The organism is Bradyrhizobium sp. UFLA05-125 (assembly GCF_059803515.1).
In genome coordinates this window covers 34,164-55,770 of the sequence record NZ_JBANBJ010000027.1, presented here as the reverse complement: position 1 = coordinate 55,770, position 21,607 = coordinate 34,164, and the positions used below count along the sequence as shown (strand labels likewise).

Here is a 21,607-nt window from a genome sequence, read left to right as displayed (position 1 = left end):
CAGTGGCATCTCGTTGAGAGCGCGCGAGGTAAGTCCCTTCGCACAACTCAGATGATTGACATACTTGCTTCGTTCCCGACCTCTAATGCGGCCGCGACCTGACGGAGCGCCCATTCGAGATCTTCGATGTTTTCGGGAACGCCGATCGAGATCCTCAGCCCGGAGATTAAGGAGGGCTCAACCAGGAGAGCCGAAGGAGGCGTTGTAATAACGCCGCGCTGCAATGAACGGGCTGCCACCTGCTGTGCAGTGTCGCTTGGCAGGTCCAGCCAGACATGAAAGCTTGCCGGGTGATCTGGACGTATGTGCGGCCTGAGTATTTGGGAGGCGAGCTTCACGCGCTTCTTCGCCTCCTGGACCAGAGACTGCTTCACACGGGCGGCCGTTCCGGACCGGATCCATTCCGACACAATGAAGGACGAGATTGGCGATGCCATCCAGCAGGTTGCGCGCATCGCTTGATGAATCTGCGCCAGGTACGGCTCGGGTACGACGAGCATTCCGATACGCAATCCTGGGGCCAAGCACTTCGATAGGGTGTTGACATAGAAGGTTCGCTCCGGCGCCAACGAAGCGAGTGGCTCGCTCGCCTCGTCAAGAAACCCATAGGCGTCATCTTCGATGATCAGGATGTCGCGCTTCCGGGCGATCCGCACGATCTCGCGACGGCGCGCCGCACTCATGATCCTCGCCGTCGGGCTCTGTATGGTGGGAATGGCGAAAAGCACCCGCGCTGTCCCGCTAGCGGCCGCTTTGTCGAAAGGCCCGGGAAGCAATCCTTCACCGTCCATCGGCAGTCCAATAAGCTCGAGCTTGGCGAAATGCGCGAACGACTTCATACCATGATAGGTGCCGGCTTCGACAAAGACTTTGTCCCCAGGCTGGCAGATCGAACTGAGTGTCAGCGATATCCCGTGCTGCGCTCCGTTGGTAATGACAAGGTTGTTCGGATTGGCATCGAACCCTGTTTCGCGAAATAGGTTGGCGAGTTGCTCCCGGTGTTCTGAAACACCTGAGTGGGACAGGTATCCCACGTAATCGGAAATATCGGCCGTCGGGAACGTTGATGAGCTCTCGGCGAGCACCTTGGGCAGTAATGATGGGCCCGGAATGTTGAGGCTTAGATCGACGACCTTCCCCCCAGCCGCAGAGCTTTGGCGCTGTGATGCGACAAACGTCCCCCGACCAACGTGTCCGACAAGCAGCCCTCGCCGCTGACCCTCCGCATAGGCCTTGATCACCGTGCCGACACTGAGGCCAATATCTTCAGCCAAATCACGCTGGGTCGGTAGCCTCGTTCCGGCGGCAAGAACTCCTGCCGCGATGTCCCGCTCGACAGCTTCGAGTAGCCGGAGAAAGAGGGGAGCGTTGCCTGCCCGCAGGTGAGGGTGCCATTTTTGCATTTCAATTGCTTATCTCAAAATGCCCCTAGATCGCTATGCCAATCTTTGACGTAGCTGATTCCAACTTACAATGGCAGCACCCTGACGATTTCCTGTTGCGCATCCGCAGCGAGGGGGTTGCGCAGCGGCCGCCCGAAGGTCGGAGACTCGATTTCGAACGTGTCGCCGCCCTGTAGCCGGACGCCGGCCGAAAAGCTTAAATTGCTTGCTCCGAAAAAATAGATGTGGATGTCCCCGGGACGCCGAAAAGCGCGGTACTTGAAGTGATGGTGCTCGAGGTTGGCGATGGAGTGAGACATGTTGCTCTCGCCGGAAATAAAATTCCCGGACCAAATAGGCGAGCTGGCCCTCAGCACGCGGATCGTTCCAAAGACTTCGTCCGGAAGATCGCCCATGAGCAGCTCAGGGCCGTAGGAGCACTGCCGCAGCTTTGAATGAGCGAGGTACAAGTAATTCCTCTGCTCCATCACGTGATCTGAATACTCATTGCCAAGGCTGAAGCCCACCCGTAGGACCTCACCTTGTTCGCCGATCACATAGAGTCCGACAACTTCGGCTTCGTCGCCGCCATCTTCAGCGTAGGAAGGTAATGTGAGCGGTTGTTCGGGGGCGACCGCCCAGGAGCCGTCGCCTTTATAGGCCCATTCCGGCTGTACACCGAGCGCTCCGGGCGGCGGCTTTCCGCCGTCGACACCGAGCTTGAACATCCGCATCGAATCCGACAGGTCGGCTGCGGCCAACTTCGCATGCATGGCGTCTCGCGACTCGGCGCTACCGAGATGCGTAAGGCCCGTGACGGCGATCATGCACCGGGAGGGGTCCGGGTGATCGAGAGGCAGCAGCAGCCGCTTCTCGCTGACGATCGCATCGTAGTCGACCTGCTCCCCGAAACCATGGGTCTCGATGCACTCGGCGAGCGAAAGTCGCAGGCGTGCGGCCTCTAACGCCAAGTCGCGCACGCTAGCAGCGTTCTTCACTAAAACGGGGTCCGAATTGCCGGCTGCGAGAGCTGCAACATGGCGGCAACCGTCGGCAGATACAAATTGGATCAGTCGCACGGGGTTCAATTCCATTTCAGAGCGAGCCGCCAATTGCGGCAAGTCAGATTGTCATCCCAAATGGGATAGGTCAATCTGTGGCCAGATGCAGGTCAATTCGCTAAAAATCTCCAGACTGTGTAAGGGTTTAGAGCTATGGCTCCGCTGAGCTTGCTTTCACATTAGACAATGTTAGCGAACATTGAGATAGCCTAATATACAAATGAAATGCGTCATTATTGACATTGCGGCAGCGCTATGTTGATCTTCGTAGATAATTGAGATGCTGCGCAAAGATGCAGCCCATGTTCCGGGGGTGAAATGGATCGCCGCAAGGTTCTTGCTGGATTCGCCACTGAGGTTGGCGCCCTCGTGGCGCCTGCAGTACGCGTCAGCGCTCCCGTCGTGACGTGCCGTCTCCAATCAAATTTCCCGCGCTCGCTCGGCTCGCCTTGGTCTGTCGTGAAGACCCTCGCGGCCTACAAGATGACGCTGAGTGCCAGCAAATTTCGCATTCAATCCCTCTATCCGGTCGACTCGACGGTCGCAGCGATGGTATCGGCGCCCGCGATTGCGCAACGGAGCAGAGGGATTCGATCGAACGGGCTTCGACGTCAGCTCGCATGCGAGAACCGCCACTTGAAATATCTTGATGAAGAAAGGCGGAGCTGCCGCCTGCGGTCGCTTAGGCATCCGTTCGCACCGGTGCCGCCCGAAATCTCCCTGGGCTTGCTCAACATCGCGGGTCTTCTGAATTCACACGTATTGCTCTGGGCTCGCTACGGCCAAGAGTGACTCTCGCGCGCCCCGGAATCCTAAACAATTTGCAGCAACGAGCGGAAGCAGCACATGCAAACAACTGCACAACCCTCCATCGCACTCGTTCACCCCGACAAGCAAGTTACATCGAGGTCAATGACAATTGGCCTCGGCGGAGGCGTCGCCCTGGAGTGGTACGACTGGCAAGTCTACGGTTTCATGGCGGCGTTTCTTTCGCCGCACTTCTTCCCCTCCAATGACCCAATCGTCTCTCTGCTCGGTGGACTGGCGGTGTTCGGAGCGGGTTTTGTGGCGCGGCCCTTGGGAGCGGCTTTGCTCGGTCCAATTGCAGATCGCATCAGCCACAAGCGCGTCATGATGATCGCGGTTACGGTAATGGCGTTGTCCTCGCTGCTGATCTCGGTCTTGCCGGCTCACAAGGACGTCGGAACCCTGGCCACCGTCGTGCTGGTTCTTCTTCGGCTCGCGCAAGGTCTTGCTACGGGCGCTGAGGCGGGGGTCGCTAACGCGATCGCGATCGAGTTGGCACCGCCAGGACAGCAGGGCCGGTACCTTGGTTTGATCAATGGTACATTCGTCATGTTGGGCTCAATCGGAGCCAGTCTGGTCGCATTTTTGGTGAGTGCCTCCGTTGCTCCTGAGGTCATGCGCGAGTGGGCCTGGCGTGTGCCGTTTGCAGTTGGTGGCGTGCTTGGTTTGCTTATCATCTTTCTTCGCCAAGCCATCCCGGAAACCTTGATCGCTCGCGCGATGCACCGCGCGGACGAGATGTCGCGCATTCAGGAAACGACAGGCGGCGTGTGGAAGACGCTCTGGAGCGTTCGATTGTCGCTTCTCGCTGCTATTTTGGTGGTCGGTTCCGTGCAACTTGCGAACTACACGTATAATTTCGGTCTGCCCAACATCGCCAATGGGGTGTTTAAGGAGAATAGCACCTGGGTGTACGGCATCCTGACCCTTATGGGTTTTTCCTGGATGGTGTTCTCACCGTCCATAGGCGCCTTTGCAGACAAGGTGCGGCCATCGCGCGCATTCATAATGATACGTCTGCTACTCATCCCATCTTTTTTCCTGACATTGCTCTATTCGCAACAGAGCCTTTTGACCTACTCCATTGTTATGCTGCTCGGGGGAGCCATGGTGGGCTGCAACATGGCGCTGTACAACTTCATAGCCACAACATTAATGCCGCGCACCGTGCGAACTACCGGCGTCGCGCTCGGCTATGCAATCGGAGCCACGTTGTTCGGCGGTACCACTCCGTATCTCCTCGTATGGTTGCAGCGCGAGAATCTGACTTGGATGTTCCCTATCTACGGATCGTTCATCGCGCTCTTGAGTGTGGTCGTCTATCAGATCGCCAAGAAGAGAGGCTGCGTCTACATAGGCGAATAGCTCAGTCTGCCCGCTGAACTCCCAGGGATGCCTGCCGTGTCAGTGCCGCCCACTCCGTTCTGGGGAGGGCGGCGCACCGCGCCGTTGAGACATCCGCAACGAATCCAATGGTTCGGAATCGTCCTCACTCCAGGTTCTGGCGCCTTGCATAACGACATCTAATGTTAATACGCCGAAATAGATCCTCCTCCTTTTTGTTCGCGATGATTCGAGCCAAACCAGCCAAGCTCGATGCCTGCTCGTCGAATCCCGTCAAAATAGACCGCGACAACTCGACTTTTGGCGGCAATACCGGTTGCCAGACCGAGGACCGCGATCATTACGGCCGACGATCTGAAAGCGCTGAGACTCTCCGATTTGTCGCAGCCGCGCGGGTCGCCGCCGCATATTTCCACCGCCGACATCTATCCGGCGGTGTAAAATGGCACCATCGCCACGGTCGATGAGTCCATACGATGACAGAGCTTTGCCTCTATAGCGTCGCGCTCACGCCGCACTCAATAAATTGCGATCTCCGGCCCGCGGCGAGTGCTATTCTAGATGTCCGGAGGCGGCAATCTGCCACTAAGCAAATGGAGCGCCTCGAATAAATAGTAGCTACCGAAAATGAGTTCCGCATTGCTGACGTAGTCCGCGGCTCGAGAATCCTTGCGCTTGTTGAAACATCCTTCGACCAGCATGCCAGGCAAACGTCTATCGTTCTTGTCGACCGGAGTGAGATAACGTTCGACGAGCGCCAAAGCGGTCCGTTCTCCGGCTTGCCGATATAGTTGCCGCTTGCTTTCAGACGGCGCAATCGAACTCAACTTTAGAAAAGCCGAGGCCATGAAGGCGGTAGCGGCAGTGTCTCGCTCAACGTTGGGGGCTTGCGGATCGTCAAAATCCCAGTATGACACGCGGTCAGCTGGCACATGGGCGATCCACCAGTCGGCCCCCTTCATGGCGGCCTGAAGCCACCGCTCTTCTGGGCCGCCGGACAAGTAACTAATCGTCGAGCAAACGACCCCCCACGCCTGTGCTCTCGCCCAGACGCTGCTCTCGCTGTAGCCTTTGTGCGTGTAGCGCCGTAAGATTTCTCCAGTCGCGGGATCAAGCGATGAGGACTGGACGAATGAGCCGTCCTCGCGCTGATGAAGTCCCAGCACCTTGTCGGTATGATTGGCGGCCACCTCACGCATTTCTCGGTCATTGGCGGTTCGAGCCGCCCAAAACAGCAACAGTGAGACGACCAAGCTGTCGACACTGCTTGCAGTCGCTCCTACGTCCGAGCCCTCTTCTGCATTCGCGCCGAGGGGCACCAGACCTAGCTTCGGATTATACCGCTGCTTGAGGTCTCGCGCCGCTGCGAGGCCGAGCGCCCGGGCGTGCTCGCTGCCGGCGAGCAGCGAGCCGAGTCCAGCCCCATAATAGAAGGTTGCGGCCTTGAACGCGGTGTCGGCCGTGACGCGCGGCTCAAGGCGCGTGCAACCCTGCTCCGCGAGAATCCTGAAGCGCTCGCCGCCATTCCCGCGAGAGGCAAGCCAAAGCATCCCCAACCAATACCCGCCGGTCCAATCCCCGTTCGCAGTTGTAGTCCAAGTGCCGCTTTCCGGGTTCGCCCAATGTGGATAGGCGTCCCCTACCTGCCGAGCCGTATCTTCGATACGCCCTACCATACGTGCGATCGGTTCTTCCCAGTCAGTCCTCATCAATACTCCCCATGAAAATTCAGAATCCAGCTGCTCGAAGCTGGCGCTCAAGACAGAGTTTCATGAAGATTGATATATAGCAATAGAAATTGAGCTAGTGCATTGGTTAGAGCAATCTCGTATTTGGTCCATTCTCCGCTAAAGGTGACCAAAGGCCTCAAGTCTGGACTTTGTCATCCATGGGAAGAAGTTATCGAGAATCCTCGCTCGTGATCTCGAAGAGCCGCAAACACACAGTCGTCATCGTGGATTTACGAGATTGAAGGCCTCGATCCACGGCTTCAGGCCTTCGCCGAAGGAGGATCGAGAAACCCACATCCTTGATCATGGACTTCACAGGAAGCCATTTGCTTGCCGATCGAAACAGGCAAGTGGCATCACTGCCGGCGAGGGATGGAGTTCGCTGCGGACCGTATCGAGTCACGACCGAGCTCGATCGGCGCTTCTCAAAGAGCGTGTTGAGGATGAGCAGGCGAGCACTTGGATCTGCGCGGTTTGACCGCAGGCCTTCGTCGTCGACGTCGCGGACCCGGTCGGTCGGCACCACGTCGAGATCGTAGCGTCCGCCGCCGTCAGGGAACTGGATCAGCACAAAGCGGGCGGCACCCAGCGATCGTCGTCTTGGTCCTGAAGAGACAGCAGCAACTCGGCTGTGCTCGCCAAGCCGGCGTTCGCCACCATTCCCAATTCGGCCGTGCGCACGCGCGCGGCATTGGCAGGCTGCTACGCTGCCTCATCAACATTTCCCGCGTCCGCAAATCATGCCGGCGGCTTGTTGTTCGGCAGATTTCGCCGGCAGGAACCGCATTGTAGGCCGGGTGACGGATCCACAAATCGCTTCTGCATCCGCGGCATCCGATTTGTTCAGCTGACATAAGGCTTCACGCAGCTGGCATCATGCGGACCAGGTGCCCAGCGAGGTGATGCCCAGAGCCGGCCGTGCAAAAGCCATGGAAAACATTCCGCCAGAATCAACGAATCCGTCCCTGAACCATTCTGCCGTGGCTAGCGTTGTGCTTCCGCTAGCAATACATTATTTGGGGACTCAATGCTCATATGTTCTAGTCGGGTTCGCCGCCTTGTAACAGGGGGTCGGCTAACCCAATGATCAAAGCTTGGCTAGACTTTCCAATATTTGAATTGTTCGCAGTCCTCTTCGCTCTTTACGCGACGACTGGCGCTGTCATCGTGATCGCGAGCTTCAGCCCTGTAATGATCCTGCCGGTGCGCCGCATAGAAGGCGTGGTCGCTCCGTTTTTCGGAACGGTCGGAGTTTTGTTTGCGTTCCTGACCGGATTTCTGGCCAACGATATAACCGATCGCAACCGCCAGGCGACCCGCGCGGTACAGTCAGAGGCGGCGGAACTGCGCAACATCTATACTGTCAGTATCGCATCCACCTCGGACATGGGCAGCCTCCGCTCAGTACTCGCGAAATACGTCGCCGCCCTCGTGGACGACGAGTGGCCGGCGATGGCGCAGGACCAGGAGGCCAATTCGGTTAAGTCCGCCTATGACGCCTTGCTGCGAGAGGTGAGCGATCCGCGGATCGCGCAAACAGCGGGCGGGGCGGTGCAGACTGCCTTGTTAAATGCCGCAGTCAGAGCGGGCAGCGCACGCTCCGAACGGCTAGCGTTGGCCTCAGACCGCACGATCGATGCCAAATGGATTCTCGTCCTGATCCTTGGCGTGGTGACACAGATATCCATCGGGTTGGTGCACCTGAAGAAGGCCGGTGCGCAAATTACGGCGCTAAGCGTGTTCTCAATCGCCGTCGTGATGGCGCTTGGACTCATTGGTCTCCAAGAGCGTCCTTTTTCTGGTGATATCCGAATAGAACCGGGGCCTCTGGCAGAGGTCGCCAAGATCCCAGCGGAATGATGATGCATAATACAAAATCTTTCCCGTGTGTACGTAGCTGGGAGAATCTCTTGTCCCCGCTCTGGGCGCTTGAGCGCAGCAATCATAATTGTTCAGGGGAGCGCCGCGCTCGGCCCTCGGCACCAGGGCGCCGGCGACTACGATGACGTCGAAGGCAGGGCGCGCTTTGCCGGACGGCACAGGTCCCACCGCGAGGTGAGTTCGATGTACAGATCGGACATGACCCGAAGGCGCATAGTGCTACTCCTCGGTCCGGCGGGAGGTCCGCAATGCTGAATTGACTAAACCAGTAGCTGTTTCATGTTCATCGCGGGGTCTGCGAGCGCCTCTGCCTTGGGTCTAAGTCCGCGGCTTATCATCATCTCGGCAAAACGCACTTCCCTCGCTACGGTGCCCAGGCTCCCGAATCCGCATGCGGCCACCAGACGGCCGTCGGCGGCGAGGTAAAACAGGAGCTGTCCCCTCGTGCCAAGGTTCCTAACTACGGGGATTTCTCCGTCCGGGCACAGTCCGACGATTTGCAGTGTCTCGTCGTATTGATCCGACCAAAACCAGGGAACGTCGTCGAAAGGACGGTTTTCGCCCAGCATGTTCGCTGCCGCCACCGCACCTTGCCGCTGTGCGTTGCGCCAGGCCTCCAGCCTGACCCGCTTTTGATAGAGGCGATGCGGAAACGAACAGCAGTCCCCCGCCGCGAAAATGTGCGGATCCGAAGTCGCCAGCGTCTCGTCCAGAACGATGCCGTTGTCGACAACCAGTCCTGCCGCTTGCGCAAGTTCGACATTCGGCGTCGCACCGACCCCAACGATCACCAGGTCGGCCCCGTGTGAGCGACCACCGGTTAGCACCACGTTGGAGCGCCCTTCACTGAAGTCGACCCGCTCAACGATTGCGCCTGTCTCAATGCGCACCCCGGAACGTTCGTGCTTGGCCCTGATTAGTTTTTCCATAGGAGGTGGTACTGCCCGCATAAGTAACCGCGATCCTGCCTCGAGTACGACCACCGAAGCCCCTCTTAAGACCGCGCTCGCGGCAACCTCGAGCCCGATAAAGCCGCCGCCGATCACAACGACCTTGCGTCCTTGGCCAATAGCGTTGCGGATGCGAGTGGCGTCCTCATACGCCCGCAGGGTCGCGACCCTCGTTCCTTCAGCGAGCGGAACACTCAGTCTCCGAGGTCGGGCTCCCGTGGCTAGGAGGAGTCGGTGATAGGCCATCCTTGATCCGTTTGAGAGCGTGACCACATTGGCCGCGCGATCAATCGCAATCACTTCGTTTGCCTGGAGATAATCGATCTCCAACGCGGCGAGACGTTCTGCCGTCACAATCGGCTTGGGTCCCGGCCTCATCTCGTCGGTCAGGATCGCCTTGGATAGAGGCGGGCGCTCATACGGCAGCATAGCTTCGTTGCCGATTAAGGCCACGATGCCTCCCCAACCGCCTTCGCGCAGGGCGACGGCAGCGGCCGTACCGGCTTCGCCCGCCCCAACGATCACCATTGTGGATTGGTCGCTCAAGCAGCTGAACCATTTCCGAGCGCAGGCTGTGCATCGTTTGCCGCGCTCTCGAACAGGCCGCGCACCAAGGATTTGAGTAAGAGAGCCTCCTCCCAGCGATCTGTGGTGTCGTTGCCCTGGCGATCGCTAATGGCATAGGGTTGCGGGCCAAGTTCGCAAGTAAAAGTGAGACGGGCACCCTCGCCGGCGCGCCTTCGCCAACTGTCGAAGCCGTATTTCCACCAACCAAGAAACAGATCCAGCCAGATTTTATGCTGGGGGAAAGTGATCTCAACCTGAATTTGCTCGCGAGACGCCACACGGCCGTGAAAAGCCCAGGTACGATCGAGCACCTGCCGCACCAGTGCTTCGTCTTCATCCGAGATCGGATACCAGAATTCGCGGCCCAGCAAGATGTGCGAGAGATCGGCAAGCATGCGCATCCCGGGAACCTGGTCCATCAGGTCGAGTGTGAAGAGGAGATCCGTCGTCATCCTGTTGCGATGCGTCTCGAAGTAGATCGGCATGCCCGCCTCTTGCGCGACCCGGATCCAGCCCTCCAGCAGGGGGATACAGTCGATGACATGGCGCGGGCGGATGTCAGGCTGGACGTTGAGATGCAGGGCGTCGAGGTGATGAGCAAGGTCAATGGCCGCTTTCAAGTGATCGGTCGTCTGCGGGAAGCACATACCCTCGACTGCCAGTCCTGACCCGGCCAAAGCGCGCGCAATCAGGGCAACACGTGCAGGATCAGCGCAGGAGGTGCTGATGCCGTCGAAGCCCGCTTCCCGGATCATCGCTATGTTATGATCGACAGAACGCTCGACCCCATCGGGTTGGCGTCGTTCCATCGCCCACAGGGACTGTAGTATGAGCAAGCTCTGCTTCGACATCATCGTGCTTTTGACTTCAGAGCTTGATGAAGACGGTACCGTTCTCGACTTTCACCTCGTAACTGCGCAGGTCAACACATGCAGGCAATGCGCGCGACTCGCCGGTGCGGTAATCGAACGTCCCGAAGTGCTTCGGGCACTCAATGATCCCCCCATCGACAATGCCGTCCGCAAGATGGACTTTCTCGTGAGAGCAGTGGCCGTCAATCGCGAAGTAGTCTCCCTCCGGAGAGCGAACAATTGCAAACGTACGGCCGCCGTGATCGAGGCGAATGATCTCTTCGGGCATCAATGCGTCAGTGGCGCAAGCCGCTACCCATTCATCCTGACCAGTCATTTACATCTCCTCTGAGTCAAACTCGCAGCAACTGCGCCGATGCCGTGGCAAGATCCGCGGGCCGGCGGCGCCAATGTTGCTGGTGGGTGGAAGGGAAGTTGCCGTATGTAGCCATCGTCCATCAGAAAAGTCGGAAAGACCGTCCGACCTGGCTTACCAATTCCAGGACTAATTGCCGCGCGCCCACTTCTTGGCCTTTATGCGCTTGTACATCCTCTCGTCGGCTTCGGAAGAACCGTCGTGAGCTGTGCCGAACCACTCGTCGAGCGGGATGCGCCGCTCTCCATAGTTCACTTCAAAATACTTGTGATGCAGGTAGTGATAAAAGTTGTCTGTGCTGATGGCTTTTGCATCGTCCATGACCACCCGGTCGAAACCGGTGTGAGACTTCGCAGGCGACAACCCCGCGTGCATGAGCTGAAACATTGCATGCACCGGATGGGAGGGCAGGACGAAATGGATCAGCACGCCGGAAAAATAGCAGATGTGCTCGAGTGTAGATGCTGACAGGCCGGACCAAGGTCCCGGGTTAACGTTCTTGTGGTGTATCTTGTGTACGATGTGGTACAGCGGTCCCATATGAATGAGCCGGTGAATGAGATAGAAGTGCAACTCGCGCCAGGCCGGCGTCACCAACACAAGGGCAGCGCAGTACGCGGGGTGAGTTCCGAAATCGACGTAAGGCAAATAGCCGTTAGCGTACATCCACCAGGTAAGAGCCTCGTATGCGGTCCATACCGGCACGCCGCTACACATAGTCCAAAATACGTTCTCAGCTGTCTGGCTTCCGAACAGGAAGGTAGTGTTGTCGGTGTCGGGCCACTTTGCGTTATATTTGAAGTTTGTTTGTTGACGTCTTTGGACATAAAGGATGAAGTGGAAGGTGCCATAGACAAGGACCGTTAGCCCGGCATTGCGCAGAAGGATGAGCGAAAGCCATTCAGTGTGGAATTCCCGCATTGTATCAGGCGCGGGTGTCAGATAGATCCACGATACAAGCGAGATCGCGAAATAGAGGGTATTCCAAGGCAAGAGATACCCCGGCAACCAACGAAGAATTTTCTTCGGCTGCGCCGGCCATACGAAAATCGGCGCGCGTTCCGGCCTCTTGTTCGGCGTCCAATTACCGCGTTTGTCGCGTGTACCGTATAAGATGTCATCCATATTTGCCTCCGCTCCGCCGGACTTTTGGACGTGAGATGCTTGCCTACCTGAGCGAAATTCGTCAGGTACCGAGAAATCGTAATTTCGTCTGATGTCGCTCCCCCAGCGTGCCAGCGAGGATCAAAAACCTCCTTGCTCCAGCGCTGACAAGAACGCTGCGAATTCATCGTCGTCGATCTGCGAGGATTCCTGCGGTCCCGGAAACGCGTTCGCATTGACGTCGGCGCGGAATGCACTGAGAGCTTTCACACGCTCTTGTTTGAGGCGTTCTTGTATGGCCTGCAGGTTTCCATAGGTCCGAGCGTGCCGGGGACGCCGGCCTTCCTCGCCACATATGTCTGCGGTGAAGAGAAAGATCACTTCTGCATCAGGTCCGGAGCCAAGCGAAATCGTGACCAGCCCGCTTCGCCGGCGGATCTCTGCCATGACTCTGGCCGGAATGACCTCGCATTCGACGGCAAACGCGCCGGCCTCTTCTAGACGGCGGAAGCGATGGAACAACTCCAAAGCTTCATCTGCTTTCTTGCCGAACGCACGAAGCTTTCCAACCCAGGTCGATTTCCTCGGAACTAGCCCAAGATGACCAACGACCGGAATATCTTCGGCCGCGAGCATAGCGACGGTCGCCATGCCGCGCGCTGTGATCACCGCATCGGCGCCGTCGGTCAACGCCTTTAATGCGGTGCGTAGGATATCGTCCTGGGTTGCGGCATCGGCAAAGCCGAGCGCCGCCGTGACGAAAAGCTGCTTCGAGCCCTTCCGAACGGCCTCCACGTTGCGGGCGCGGGTGACCAGCATCTCGATACCAGATTGTTCCGCAGCTGCTGCCTCGTCCGCCGTCTCAGCGGTGACTTGAGTGTAGCGCTTGCCGGAGTCTCTGGCGCCGCGCAGGCCGGCCACCGTCACCGTGCGCTGAGCTTCGCGTGCGCCCCAATCGTAAATTCGTGGCATCTTGCAGTTCAGCTCTCTAGCGTCCTACCAAAGGTCCAACGCTCCGTCTCCGCGCTGGTCAAAGAATTCCGGACGGAAGAACTGCTACCGGGCAGGGGCGTATCGTCCTTCGGCCGAGTGCCCAAAAGAGTCGCCGAGCCGCCGGTGGCGACCCCGCACGTGGTGCGACGTGCGGGATGCCCTGCAGCGATGGCAAGATCAGGGGAATAGGAGCGCGGCAGGTTTGGGCATTCTGGCTTACAGACGATCCTCACCTCGCTGCGATCCCTCTTAACGAAGGCCCAGGCAACTCGACATCCGGAAGCTTTGTGGTTCAGGTCCATCCTGTTTTCCTTCAACTCAAGGCGGAGAATGTACGATACATTTCGTCGGCTGCTCTGCGCGTTGCCATGCCAGGAATAACCCCGAGCTTGGTGCAGACCAGGGCACCGCAGCAAACCCCGAAGCGCGCGGCCTCGATCACATCGCGGCCTTCGGCCAGAGCCACGGCGAAACCGGAATTGAATGCGTCGCCTGCGCCCGTCGTGTCTACTACGTTGACCTCGGCAGCCGGGATGGCCGCGTCGATCGCATCGGTAACGACGAGCACGCCGCGGTCGCCAAGGGTTACAATCACATTGGCGGCGCCGCGTTTGCGCAGTATCTCCACGAGCTCGCGCGAGGGCCGCGGATCGTCCGGCCGCAGACCGAGCAGAATACGAAGTTCACTTTCGTTCGGCGTCAGGTAATCGACCAACGGGAAGATCTCATTCGGAAGCGGCGCGGCGGGGGCCGGATTGAGGATAGTCGTTTTGTCGTGCTTGCGGCCTAGCTCCATGGCTCGCATTGCTACCTCGACAGGAGGTTCGAGGACCGCCATGACGACGTCGCTTTCCCGAATGCGGCCTTCGGCGCGATCCACAAAAGCTGCATCCATGGCGTTGGTGGCGCCATAGTCCATGATGATAAAGTTCTCACCACGCTCGTTGAGAATGATGAAGCCCACCGCTGTCGGACTTTCGGCGATTTGGTTGACATGGGTGGTGCCAACGCCTTCGGCCTTGTAGAGGTCGGTCGCGATATCGGCGAACTTGTCTTTGCCGATGATGGCTACGAGCGACGAATCCGCGCCTAGTCGCGCAGTCGCAACCGCTTGATTCGAACCCTTGCCCCCAGGCCCCATATCGAAACTGCTGCCCAGCATTGTGACGCCGAAGACCGGGATGTTCGGAGCGCGAATGGTAAGTCCCACTGCGAAGCTGCCGACCACGGTGATTCTCGGTTTGCTCATCAATTCCTCCCCTGAATGTGCTCGAGACCAGCGCGATGGTGCCTTCACGATATCGGCAGCGGAAGAGAAGAACATCCTTGCTCGGCGTGTTGGCGCAGTTCGCGGGCGGTGAGTATCGGCACCGGCTCCCCCCTGAATCCTCGCAGCAATTACTCAGGAATACAAAACGTGCATCCTGTATGCTGATCGGCGAGTTTGATTGTTAGTCGTTATATGCGAGCGTAGGCGTGGAATTCGCGGGTGGAAATGGACAAAGCACGCTTCGGTTTATATAAAACACGCATGGCATTATTACCGCAGCGCACAGTGTTTCCGGAAAGCCATCAGTACGTCCTTCCTGACGCCGCCTGGACTCGCTGCGCCTTTACGGTGCTTAGGGCTGGCAAAGCCATCACTGCGCGGGACCACCACATCGCGCGAGACAACTATCCGGGTCAGGACATTCTGTACTGCACAGCGGGACGTGGCTTCGTATCCAGCGAGGGCAGGACATCCATCGTCGGGCGCAATCAGTTGATTTGGATTGCCAACGAGACGCCACATGCGCACTGGCCGGACGAGAGCGATCCCTGGACCGTTCTATGGGTAAGGATCGACGGACCGAATACGCCGGCTATTCGCCAAAAAGTGTTCGGCACCGGCGTAACCCTTGCAACGATATCGGCACCGAAAGACCTCGAACGGTGGTTCGGAAACCTGTTTGATGTCTTGCGCGCCAGAGATGATAACGTTGATTTGGCCCTCAATCGCCTCGTGGCGGAACTGCTGCACCTCATCGCAGCACCTTCGTCTAAGCAAGGTGATTCCCGTCTCCCCGCTCCATTGCGAGCCATCGTCTCAAAGATGCGGCAGGCACCGGAGCGATCTTGGCATGCCGACGAACTGGTCGCGGTCACGGGCCTGAGTGCCGCACAGACGCGGCGGCTATTCCAAAAGCATCTGCAGATCAGCCCAAGGCGCTGGCTGATCCGAGAGCGCATCATGATGGCGCAGAAGCTGCTCTTGGAAAGCGACGCCGGGCTCGGTACCATCGCTGAACGCTGCGGTTTCTGCGACGTCTATCACTTCGGTCGTGAGTTTAAACGTAGCACCGGCACCAGCCCTCGAACTTGGCGGCGCGCCGAAGGAAGTTGAACTGGCGTGCGCACAGTTTTCAACGAAAATATTATATATTCGCGTCTTTGTCGTTTCGTGATCAAGCGCTTTGACGGTGTTGTCGTCTTTCTCTGCTGTGAATGCGTCTAAGCCTGCTCGTTGTCGCGATCTCGTGCTCAATCCGGTCGCAACTTTGACGATCAACAGAGGAGATCGTTAGGCCCAACTTCAATGTGCCTCCAATCGCATCCCGATGAAACGGTTCGTCTGCCGTTGACAGTTCGGCGACGCGCTAAAAAATCGAACGCGGTTGGGCGTTTGTATGCCGACTTGTCAGAATCACGACACTCGGTCGAACCGGCGACAGAGGCTTAATAAGAATACGCAAAAGAAATCATCACTTACGGTTTGGCACGCGCTTTGAAATGCCGTCCACTATCTCTGGGTCTCTTCCAAGAACAGGTGATGTTGGAATGAACGTGCCGAATTTGACGAAGCGAGCAAATACCCTAGGAACCGACAAGGGAGACGAGGTTGGCGACGCACATGGCTACACCAGCTTCTACTCTTTTCTATTCGAGGAATTCCGCGACGAACCTTTCACGATGGTCGAGATTGGATTGCAGCATGGGTACGGCTCTCTCGATCCCGGTGCGTTGCTCGCTCGCAAGGTCTACGACATTCCGTCCATCAAGATGTGGCTGGAGTTCTTTCCCAAAGCCAACATTGTCGGCTGCGACATCTCCGATTTCAGCGCCTTTGAATTGGACCGATTCCGTTTCGAGCGCCTTGACATGGGAGACGCGCTAGCCCTGGAACGACTTGCGAACTCACTACCTCCCGTAAGGATCATCATCGAAGATGCTTCGCACGCAGCTTACCACCAGCAGCTTGCTCTCGGAAAGCTGTTCCCCATCGTTGAGCCAGGGGGCTTTTACTTTATCGAGGATCTGCATGCCACGCACGCGATTGCCGCAAGGCTACCGGTCTGCGATCCGACTGAGGCCGTGGTTGAGAAGTTCAAGCAAACGCGTCAGTTCGACATTCCGTTTCTGAGTGGAATCGAGCGCAGAAATCTTGAAACCTCGATCCGGAAAATGTTCATCCACCGCAACGATAAGGGGGGCGTCAGCGACTGGACCATGAAAATGGTTGGGTTTGAAAAGTATTAGAGATCGAATTGCGACCTTACGTGATTCAAGGTGATTCCCTGTCATTGATCGCCGGCGGAAGCAATCTCGTTTGCGCCGGCATCTTTCAAGAACCGAGCCAAGATCGTCCGCGAAACTTTAGTCATGACAATCGTGTAGGCGCATTCTGCTTGCGGATGCTACGCAAGCTCGGCAGTCGTAGACTACACTGAAGACGAGCATGGGGCTTCAGTGGGGCTGCGAAGATGGTGCATGCAGACCAGCGACACGTCGTTGGCAGGAGCTGCGCAGCACCTTCGCTGCCTCTACCCAACCTTACCCAACTGCGCGCTTCACCAACCTTATAACCGGCCTCCGCCCGGTCTAAGAGCGGCTGGTTTAAAAATGATCCGGGAGGAAGATCGTGGCTCACCATTGCACGGACGACCAGAGGTCAGTCCGGGATGGTAACCCGTCCACGCTGCGCGCGGTCGCGATCGTGGCAACGCTGGATACCAAGAGCCGCGAAGCTTCCTATATCAAAGATATCGTCGAGGCATGCGGCCGCAAAGTCGTCCTGATCGACATCGGCACCTCCGGGTCGGCTGCGAGGACGAAACAACCCCATCGTAATGCCACTCGTGTCGCCTCGCCGGCCGAGCTCCTGAAGGAGATAGCCGCAACAACGAGCGAAAGGGTCCGTGTCCTCCTGGCAACGGGCGCCATCGGCGCGATTGTCGGAATTGCCGGTGGCAAGGGGAGCGCAGTTTTCGGCGAGATCGTGGCTGATTTGCCTTATGGCTTTCCCAAGCTGCTTGTGAGCAGTGCAAGGCCAGCGCTGCTCGCTGAATTGGCCGTCCATAGCGACATTATCCTCTATCCAACGCTCGTCGATCTTTTCGGGATCAACACCTTTACCGAACGGGTATTGGAGAATGCGGGGAGGGCCATTGCGGCCATGAACTATGCGCCCACGAAGTATGGGCGGAAAAGGAAGGTCGTTGCTATCACGGCTTTTGGCGTGACGACGCCTGCGGCAAATCACTGCGTGGCGCGCCTTGCCGAGGCTGGCCTCGATGCGGTTGTCTTTCCTGCCAACGGGGCCGGCGGTCGCAAAATGGAGCAGTTGATCGCGGCCGGCGAATTCGACGCTGTGATCGATCTGACCACAACGGAGCTGGCCGACGAGATTGTTGGAGGCGCCGCCAGCGCCGGTCCGGATCGACTCAAAGCAGCGTCGCACATCCCGCAAGTGATCGCGCCTGGTGCGGTCGACATGGTGAATTTTGGTCCGCCATCAAGCGTTCCTGATCAATTTCGCGGTCGCCAGCTGTACTCCCATACACCCTATACGACCCTTATGCGTACGACTCCTTCCGAAAACGCGAGCATCGGCCGGCTCACGGCCGAGCGGCTATCGCAGGCAAAGGGGCCTGTAATTGTGCTTTGGCCGGCGGAAGGTGTTTCCGATTATGACCGCGAGGGCGGCATTTTTTGCAATCCCGACGCTGACAGGGCTTGGCTCGAGGCGGTCAAGGCTGGTCTCGCGCCGAACATTAGGGTTCGCGAACTGAACTGCCACATCAACGATCCCGAATTTTCCGAGAACGCCACGACGTGGATCCTCGAGCAGTTGGGGCAAGGGGCTCATTGCGATGCGCATGTTTGAGCGAGCCGAAATCCTTTCCAGGATCGGCCAACAGGTCGATCAAGGAAAAGCGGTTCTTGCCGCCGGGAGTAGCTGCGGCCTGGTTGCAAAATGCGCAGTCCTGGGAGGCGCCGATATGCTGGTGGTCTACAGCACCGGGCTGTCCCGTCTCATGGGACTTCCCACGAGCCGGATCGGTGATTCGAATGCGCGTACCCTCGATCTCGCAGCAGAAATCCGCAACGTCGTTTCTTCCGTACCTGTCATCGGCGGCGTCGAAGCGTGGGATCCTCTTCGCCTCGACCTTGATGCCCTTCTGGACAAGTTTTGGGCGGCCGGCTTCTCCGGAGTGATTAACTATCCGACCATCTCCACCATGGGCGAAAAATGGCGTGACCGCCGCGGCCGGGTCGGGCTTGGCTTTGAACGTGAGCTCGAAATGATCGCGACTGCCCGCAAAAAGAACCTCTTCTCGCTGGCCTATGTCGCAAGCCCGGAAGACGCCAAGGCCATGGCCAGCGCAGGAGCCGACTGCATCGTCCCGCATGTTGGCGCGACCCGTGGCGGGCTCGCCGGGCATGAAGAAGGCCAGTCAATACAAGAGGCGATCAGGCGCATCAATAACATCAATATCGCAGCGAGAAGAGTGCGCTCGGACGTTGTCCTGCTTTGCCATGGCGGGGCAATCGCAGAGCCGCAGGATACGGTCGAGGTCTATCGGTCGACGAAGTGTGTCGGCTTCGTTGGCGCATCCTCCATTGAAAGAATCCCAATTGAGCGGGCAGTGAAGACGGCGACAGAGCAATTCAAAGCTGTCTCGCTTCCACGAAATCACTGACGCTCATGGGCAAAGTTTGGAGCGAGGCCGGAATGAACGAGCCGACCCATCAATCAATCAGGCATAAGACGGTGGCATTCCCGCAACGAGGTAAGCCCGATCATGATTGGGAGACAGATGTCCTCGTAGTCGGTAGCGGTGCAGCCGGACTGTCAGCGGCGCTCTATGCGGCAAAGGCTGGACTGCGCGTTACAGTTTGTGAGAAATCGCCGCGGCTTGGCGGGACGACGGCGCTATCGAACGGCATGATTTGGGTTCCTTGTTCGCCCCAGGCGCAGTCCGCTAAGGTTGAGGACTCGCTTGCGAAAGCGCGCACGTACCTGCAGCATGAACTTGGCAACTACTATCGGGCAGACTTCGCAGAGCCTTATCTAGAGGACGGTCCAACCGCGCTCTCAACACTTGAGAGCGGGACAGAGGTCAAATTTACCCTTGCGTCTGCCCCCGATTATCACTCGAACCAGGTCGGCGGAGTTGACAAGGGCCGGGCACTGAGCCCCGCACCCTATGATGGAAGGCGTCTCGGCAGCGATTTCGACCTGATAGGCGACCCGATTCGTGTTGTGCTTGGGGGAATGATGATCTCCTCCGCAGAGGTGAGAAGCTTTTTGAACCCGTTTCAATCTTTCGCTTCGCTGAAGCATGTTGTGCGTCGGGTCAGCCGCTACGCGCTGGATCGGCTGAGTTACAGACGTGGCACTGAGCTCAGTGGGGGTAATGCCTTGATCGCGCGGTTGCTCGTGAGCCTGCGCAAGTATGGCGTAGAAATCTGGCCAGAGTCTCCTCTCATAGAACTCATCAAGGATGAGGGGCGCGTCACTGGAGCTGTCGTCAAGCTAATCGATTCTGAAATTCAAGTGCGCGCCTCGCATGGTGTCATCCTAGCAACGGGCGGCTTTGCCCGTAACGCGCGTTTAAGAGCGGAGCTTAGCGGTGCGCATCAGCACAACAACACGCTGGCCCATCCCGATGTCACCGGTGACGGCATTGCCCTTGCGTCCAGGCTAGGTGCCGCGATTGACAGTGATGTCGCCTCTGCCGGTTTCTGGACCCCAGTGTCGATCCTGAACAGCGGCAGCCGCTCGCAAGTCGTCCCGTACGGCTGGCTAGACCGCGGTCGCCCCGGTGTCCTCGCGGTAGGGCCAAGTGCCAGACGCTTCGTCAACGAATCCAATTCGTATCACGATATCTGCCTGGCAATGTTCAAGAACGGATATCCGGCAGACAAGCGCTTCTACTTCATCTGCGACCAGGACTTCGTCCGCCTCAGAGGCATGGGACATTTGCTACCATGGCCCTGGACGTTAAGCATCGGGAAATATGAGCGGCTAGGCTACATCAAGGTAGGCCAGACGATTCGAGAACTCGCGAAGCAGATAGGACTAGACGCCGCAGAGCTTCAAAGGACGATCGAGGAACACAACGCACACGCTGCCGCGGGACGCGATCCGCTCTTCAACCGCGGTGAATCGGCTTTTAATCGCACGCTGGGCGATCCGGTCGTGGGAACGAAAAATCCAAATCTTGGACCGATCAAAAATGGCCCGTTTGTCGCGCTGCCGATCGTTCCCGCAACGCTCGGCACGGCGACTGGATTGGCAACCGATACTTACGGAAACGTCTTGGACGAAACGGGCAGGCAGATTCCAGGTCTGTATGCTTGCGGGAATGACATGACCTCGCCAATGCGCGGAATTTATCCCGGAGCAGGCATCACGATCGGTCCGGCCATCGTGTTCGCGTACCGCGCGGTCAACAGCATCCTGCTATCGGCTCATCATGGGCAAAAGGCTGCGGCTTCCGGAGCTTGACGGTCAAGTTCGCCGTTTCCGCTGGCAGACCGGTTCGTCTGCTTTCTCCCTAGACTTGAGCCGCTGTTGGAGAAATCTAGCAGCGGCTTTTTTTGTTGTCCGACTGCCTCATCGGATCAGCGTGGGCACGGCGAGCGGTACCAGGAACGGCGTCACAATGCATTCATGCTCCTGCCGAGCCTCGAACAGACGCCGGCGATCTCGTCCACTTGGAAGGCGCGCGCCGTACTGATGCCGTGAACGAACAACTTCTTTGGCTCCGTCCTCCATTTCCCTGTACGCGTGGCTTGGCTCCCGCCTCGGCACCCCGCCGGTTCGCACGGGTCGGGCCTGTACCCGTTTTGGTCTCATGTATCAAAAATGAATACACGCCAAAGTTTCACGACCTGTTCTGCTCTTTAGCATATGTTCAGGGGATTGATGTCAGGACGCGTGCACTTCGGCTGGCTCCCAGGGCCTCCCCAGCGTGCTGGCGTCGACGGCGATAAGCGAGTCCTTGGCTCCTTGAACTCTCGACAACTCGTCGAACTCAGATTGCTTGGGTGTCGCGGCCTTCGGCTACTCGCAGTGGCAAGGGTGCGGACCGATAAAGGTCGTTCACAAGTCGCGACGGCGGCGGACCGCTGACCAGGAGCTTCGGATGGAGAGTTTGGCGCCGGTCGCCAGGGTTGTCGCGGTTGCGCGCCGAAATAAAATTCCCTCCAATTGGCGACGGCAGGCATTGGCCGCTTTTTGGACTTGGGCGCAGTGCTACCAATAAACACGCAGGCGGGGCGCGGATGCGGATCAT

The 21,607-nt window shown here is 58.1% G+C and carries 19 protein-coding genes and 1 pseudogene; 8 read left to right on the top strand and 12 right to left on the bottom strand.

What is annotated here, in order from left to right; all coding sequences use genetic code 11:
• Window positions 1–47: 47 nt before the first annotated feature.
• Window positions 48–1,403 (bottom strand): aminotransferase-like domain-containing protein, encoded by a 1,356-nt coding sequence (locus tag SO156_RS23230; RefSeq protein WP_498536367.1) that lies wholly within the window; start codon window positions 1,401–1,403, stop codon window positions 48–50.
• Between the two features lie 65 nt (window positions 1,404–1,468).
• Window positions 1,469–2,476 carry an AraD1 family protein gene (araD1, locus tag SO156_RS23225; protein ID WP_498536366.1) on the bottom strand — a complete coding sequence of 336 codons (1,008 nt, stop codon included), beginning with the start codon at window positions 2,474–2,476 and terminating at the stop codon, window positions 1,469–1,471.
• Window positions 2,477–2,761: 285 nt separating this feature from the next.
• Here araD1 and SO156_RS23220 point away from each other — a divergent pair, with 285 nt between their 5' ends.
• The gene (locus tag SO156_RS23220; protein WP_498536365.1) at window positions 2,762–3,235 is read left to right on the top strand and encodes a hypothetical protein; all 474 of its coding nucleotides are present in this window, start codon (window positions 2,762–2,764) and stop codon (window positions 3,233–3,235) included.
• Window positions 3,236–3,289: 54 nt separating this feature from the next.
• Window positions 3,290–4,615 (top strand): MFS transporter, encoded by a 1,326-nt coding sequence (locus tag SO156_RS23215; protein WP_498536364.1) that lies wholly within the window; start codon window positions 3,290–3,292, stop codon window positions 4,613–4,615.
• 164 nt (window positions 4,616–4,779) lie between these two features.
• Here SO156_RS23215 and SO156_RS23210 read toward each other — a convergent pair whose 3' ends face one another.
• The 4 genes and pseudogenes from SO156_RS23210 to SO156_RS23195 form a co-directional block, all read right to left on the bottom strand.
• Window positions 4,780–5,019, bottom strand: a complete 240-nt coding sequence (locus SO156_RS23210; RefSeq protein WP_498536363.1) for a hypothetical protein — start codon at window positions 5,017–5,019, stop codon at window positions 4,780–4,782.
• 132 nt (window positions 5,020–5,151) lie between these two features.
• Entirely contained in the window at window positions 5,152–6,354 is a 1,203-nt protein-coding gene (locus SO156_RS23205) for a hypothetical protein (protein WP_498536362.1), read from the bottom strand.
• 139 nt (window positions 6,355–6,493) lie between these two features.
• Window positions 6,494–6,895, bottom strand: a complete 402-nt coding sequence (locus SO156_RS23200; RefSeq protein ID WP_498536361.1) for a hypothetical protein — start codon at window positions 6,893–6,895, stop codon at window positions 6,494–6,496.
• Between the two features lie 177 nt (window positions 6,896–7,072).
• Window positions 7,073–7,253 (bottom strand): annotated as a pseudogene (locus SO156_RS23195) (IS110 family transposase); the annotation flags it as partial.
• A 154-nt stretch (window positions 7,254–7,407) separates the two neighbouring features.
• Between SO156_RS23195 and SO156_RS23190 the strand changes: the two are divergent.
• On the top strand, window positions 7,408–8,184 hold the full coding sequence (locus SO156_RS23190) for a bestrophin-like domain (RefSeq protein ID WP_498536360.1): 777 nt from the start codon (window positions 7,408–7,410) through the stop codon (window positions 8,182–8,184).
• Between the two features lie 281 nt (window positions 8,185–8,465).
• Here the strand turns inward: SO156_RS23190 and SO156_RS23185 are convergent, their stop codons facing one another.
• The 6 genes from SO156_RS23185 to SO156_RS23160 form a co-directional block, all read right to left on the bottom strand.
• Entirely contained in the window at window positions 8,466–9,701 is a 1,236-nt protein-coding gene (locus SO156_RS23185; RefSeq protein ID WP_498536359.1) for an NAD(P)/FAD-dependent oxidoreductase, read from the bottom strand.
• Complete coding sequence (locus tag SO156_RS23180) at window positions 9,698–10,573, bottom strand: sugar phosphate isomerase/epimerase family protein (RefSeq protein WP_498536401.1); 876 nt, start codon at window positions 10,571–10,573, stop codon at window positions 9,698–9,700. The genes SO156_RS23185 and SO156_RS23180 overlap by 4 nt, the downstream gene beginning before the upstream one ends.
• A gap of 16 nt (window positions 10,574–10,589) precedes the next feature.
• Window positions 10,590–10,910 carry a MocE family 2Fe-2S type ferredoxin gene (locus tag SO156_RS23175; protein WP_498536358.1) on the bottom strand — a complete coding sequence of 107 codons (321 nt, stop codon included), beginning with the start codon at window positions 10,908–10,910 and terminating at the stop codon, window positions 10,590–10,592.
• A 168-nt stretch (window positions 10,911–11,078) separates the two neighbouring features.
• Window positions 11,079–12,074: a sterol desaturase family protein gene (locus SO156_RS23170; RefSeq protein ID WP_498536357.1), complete on the bottom strand. Its 996-nt coding sequence runs from the start codon at window positions 12,072–12,074 to the stop codon at window positions 11,079–11,081.
• 120 nt (window positions 12,075–12,194) lie between these two features.
• Window positions 12,195–12,980: a 3-methyl-2-oxobutanoate hydroxymethyltransferase gene (locus SO156_RS23165; RefSeq protein ID WP_498536356.1), complete on the bottom strand. Its 786-nt coding sequence runs from the start codon at window positions 12,978–12,980 to the stop codon at window positions 12,195–12,197.
• A 379-nt stretch (window positions 12,981–13,359) separates the two neighbouring features.
• Complete coding sequence (locus SO156_RS23160; RefSeq protein ID WP_498536355.1) at window positions 13,360–14,295, bottom strand: ribokinase; 936 nt, start codon at window positions 14,293–14,295, stop codon at window positions 13,360–13,362.
• Window positions 14,296–14,541: 246 nt separating this feature from the next.
• On the opposite strand from SO156_RS23160, the gene SO156_RS23155 reads away from it, so the two are divergent.
• The 5 genes from SO156_RS23155 (at window position 14,542) to SO156_RS23135 (ending at window position 20,817) form a co-directional block, all read left to right on the top strand.
• Window positions 14,542–15,429, top strand: coding sequence for a helix-turn-helix domain-containing protein (locus SO156_RS23155; RefSeq protein ID WP_498536354.1), 888 nt, complete (start codon window positions 14,542–14,544; stop codon window positions 15,427–15,429).
• A 434-nt stretch (window positions 15,430–15,863) separates the two neighbouring features.
• Window positions 15,864–16,562 carry a hypothetical protein gene (locus SO156_RS23150; protein WP_498536353.1) on the top strand — a complete coding sequence of 233 codons (699 nt, stop codon included), beginning with the start codon at window positions 15,864–15,866 and terminating at the stop codon, window positions 16,560–16,562.
• 382 nt (window positions 16,563–16,944) lie between these two features.
• The gene (locus tag SO156_RS23145; RefSeq protein ID WP_498536352.1) at window positions 16,945–18,189 is read left to right on the top strand and encodes a Tm-1-like ATP-binding domain-containing protein; all 1,245 of its coding nucleotides are present in this window, start codon (window positions 16,945–16,947) and stop codon (window positions 18,187–18,189) included.
• Window positions 18,176–19,006: a phosphoenolpyruvate hydrolase family protein gene (locus tag SO156_RS23140; protein ID WP_498536351.1), complete on the top strand. Its 831-nt coding sequence runs from the start codon at window positions 18,176–18,178 to the stop codon at window positions 19,004–19,006. The genes SO156_RS23145 and SO156_RS23140 overlap by 14 nt, the downstream gene beginning before the upstream one ends.
• A gap of 32 nt (window positions 19,007–19,038) precedes the next feature.
• Window positions 19,039–20,817, top strand: coding sequence for an FAD-dependent oxidoreductase (locus SO156_RS23135; protein WP_498536350.1), 1,779 nt, complete (start codon window positions 19,039–19,041; stop codon window positions 20,815–20,817).
• Window positions 20,818–21,607: the final 790 nt, after the last annotated feature.

Bases quoted from the DNA above. Each gene is read 5' to 3' on its own strand.
- SO156_RS23230 (WP_498536367.1), bottom strand. From the start codon at position 1,403: ATGCAAAAATGGCACCCTCACCTGCGGGCAGGCAACGCTCCCCTCTTT.
- araD1 (WP_498536366.1), bottom strand. From the start codon at position 2,476: ATGGAATTGAACCCCGTGCGACTGATCCAATTTGTATCTGCCGACGGT.
- SO156_RS23220 (WP_498536365.1), top strand. From the start codon at position 2,762: ATGGATCGCCGCAAGGTTCTTGCTGGATTCGCCACTGAGGTTGGCGCC.
- SO156_RS23215 (WP_498536364.1), top strand. From the start codon at position 3,290: ATGCAAACAACTGCACAACCCTCCATCGCACTCGTTCACCCCGACAAG.
- SO156_RS23210 (WP_498536363.1), bottom strand. From the start codon at position 5,019: ATGTCGGCGGTGGAAATATGCGGCGGCGACCCGCGCGGCTGCGACAAA.
- SO156_RS23190 (WP_498536360.1), top strand. From the start codon at position 7,408: ATGATCAAAGCTTGGCTAGACTTTCCAATATTTGAATTGTTCGCAGTC.
- SO156_RS23180 (WP_498536401.1), bottom strand. From the start codon at position 10,573: ATGTCGAAGCAGAGCTTGCTCATACTACAGTCCCTGTGGGCGATGGAA.
- SO156_RS23175 (WP_498536358.1), bottom strand. From the start codon at position 10,910: ATGACTGGTCAGGATGAATGGGTAGCGGCTTGCGCCACTGACGCATTG.
- SO156_RS23170 (WP_498536357.1), bottom strand. From the start codon at position 12,074: ATGGATGACATCTTATACGGTACACGCGACAAACGCGGTAATTGGACG.
- SO156_RS23160 (WP_498536355.1), bottom strand. From the start codon at position 14,295: ATGAGCAAACCGAGAATCACCGTGGTCGGCAGCTTCGCAGTGGGACTT.
- SO156_RS23155 (WP_498536354.1), top strand. From the start codon at position 14,542: ATGGACAAAGCACGCTTCGGTTTATATAAAACACGCATGGCATTATTA.
- SO156_RS23150 (WP_498536353.1), top strand. From the start codon at position 15,864: ATGAACGTGCCGAATTTGACGAAGCGAGCAAATACCCTAGGAACCGAC.
- SO156_RS23140 (WP_498536351.1), top strand. From the start codon at position 18,176: ATGCGCATGTTTGAGCGAGCCGAAATCCTTTCCAGGATCGGCCAACAG.
- SO156_RS23135 (WP_498536350.1), top strand. From the start codon at position 19,039: ATGAACGAGCCGACCCATCAATCAATCAGGCATAAGACGGTGGCATTC.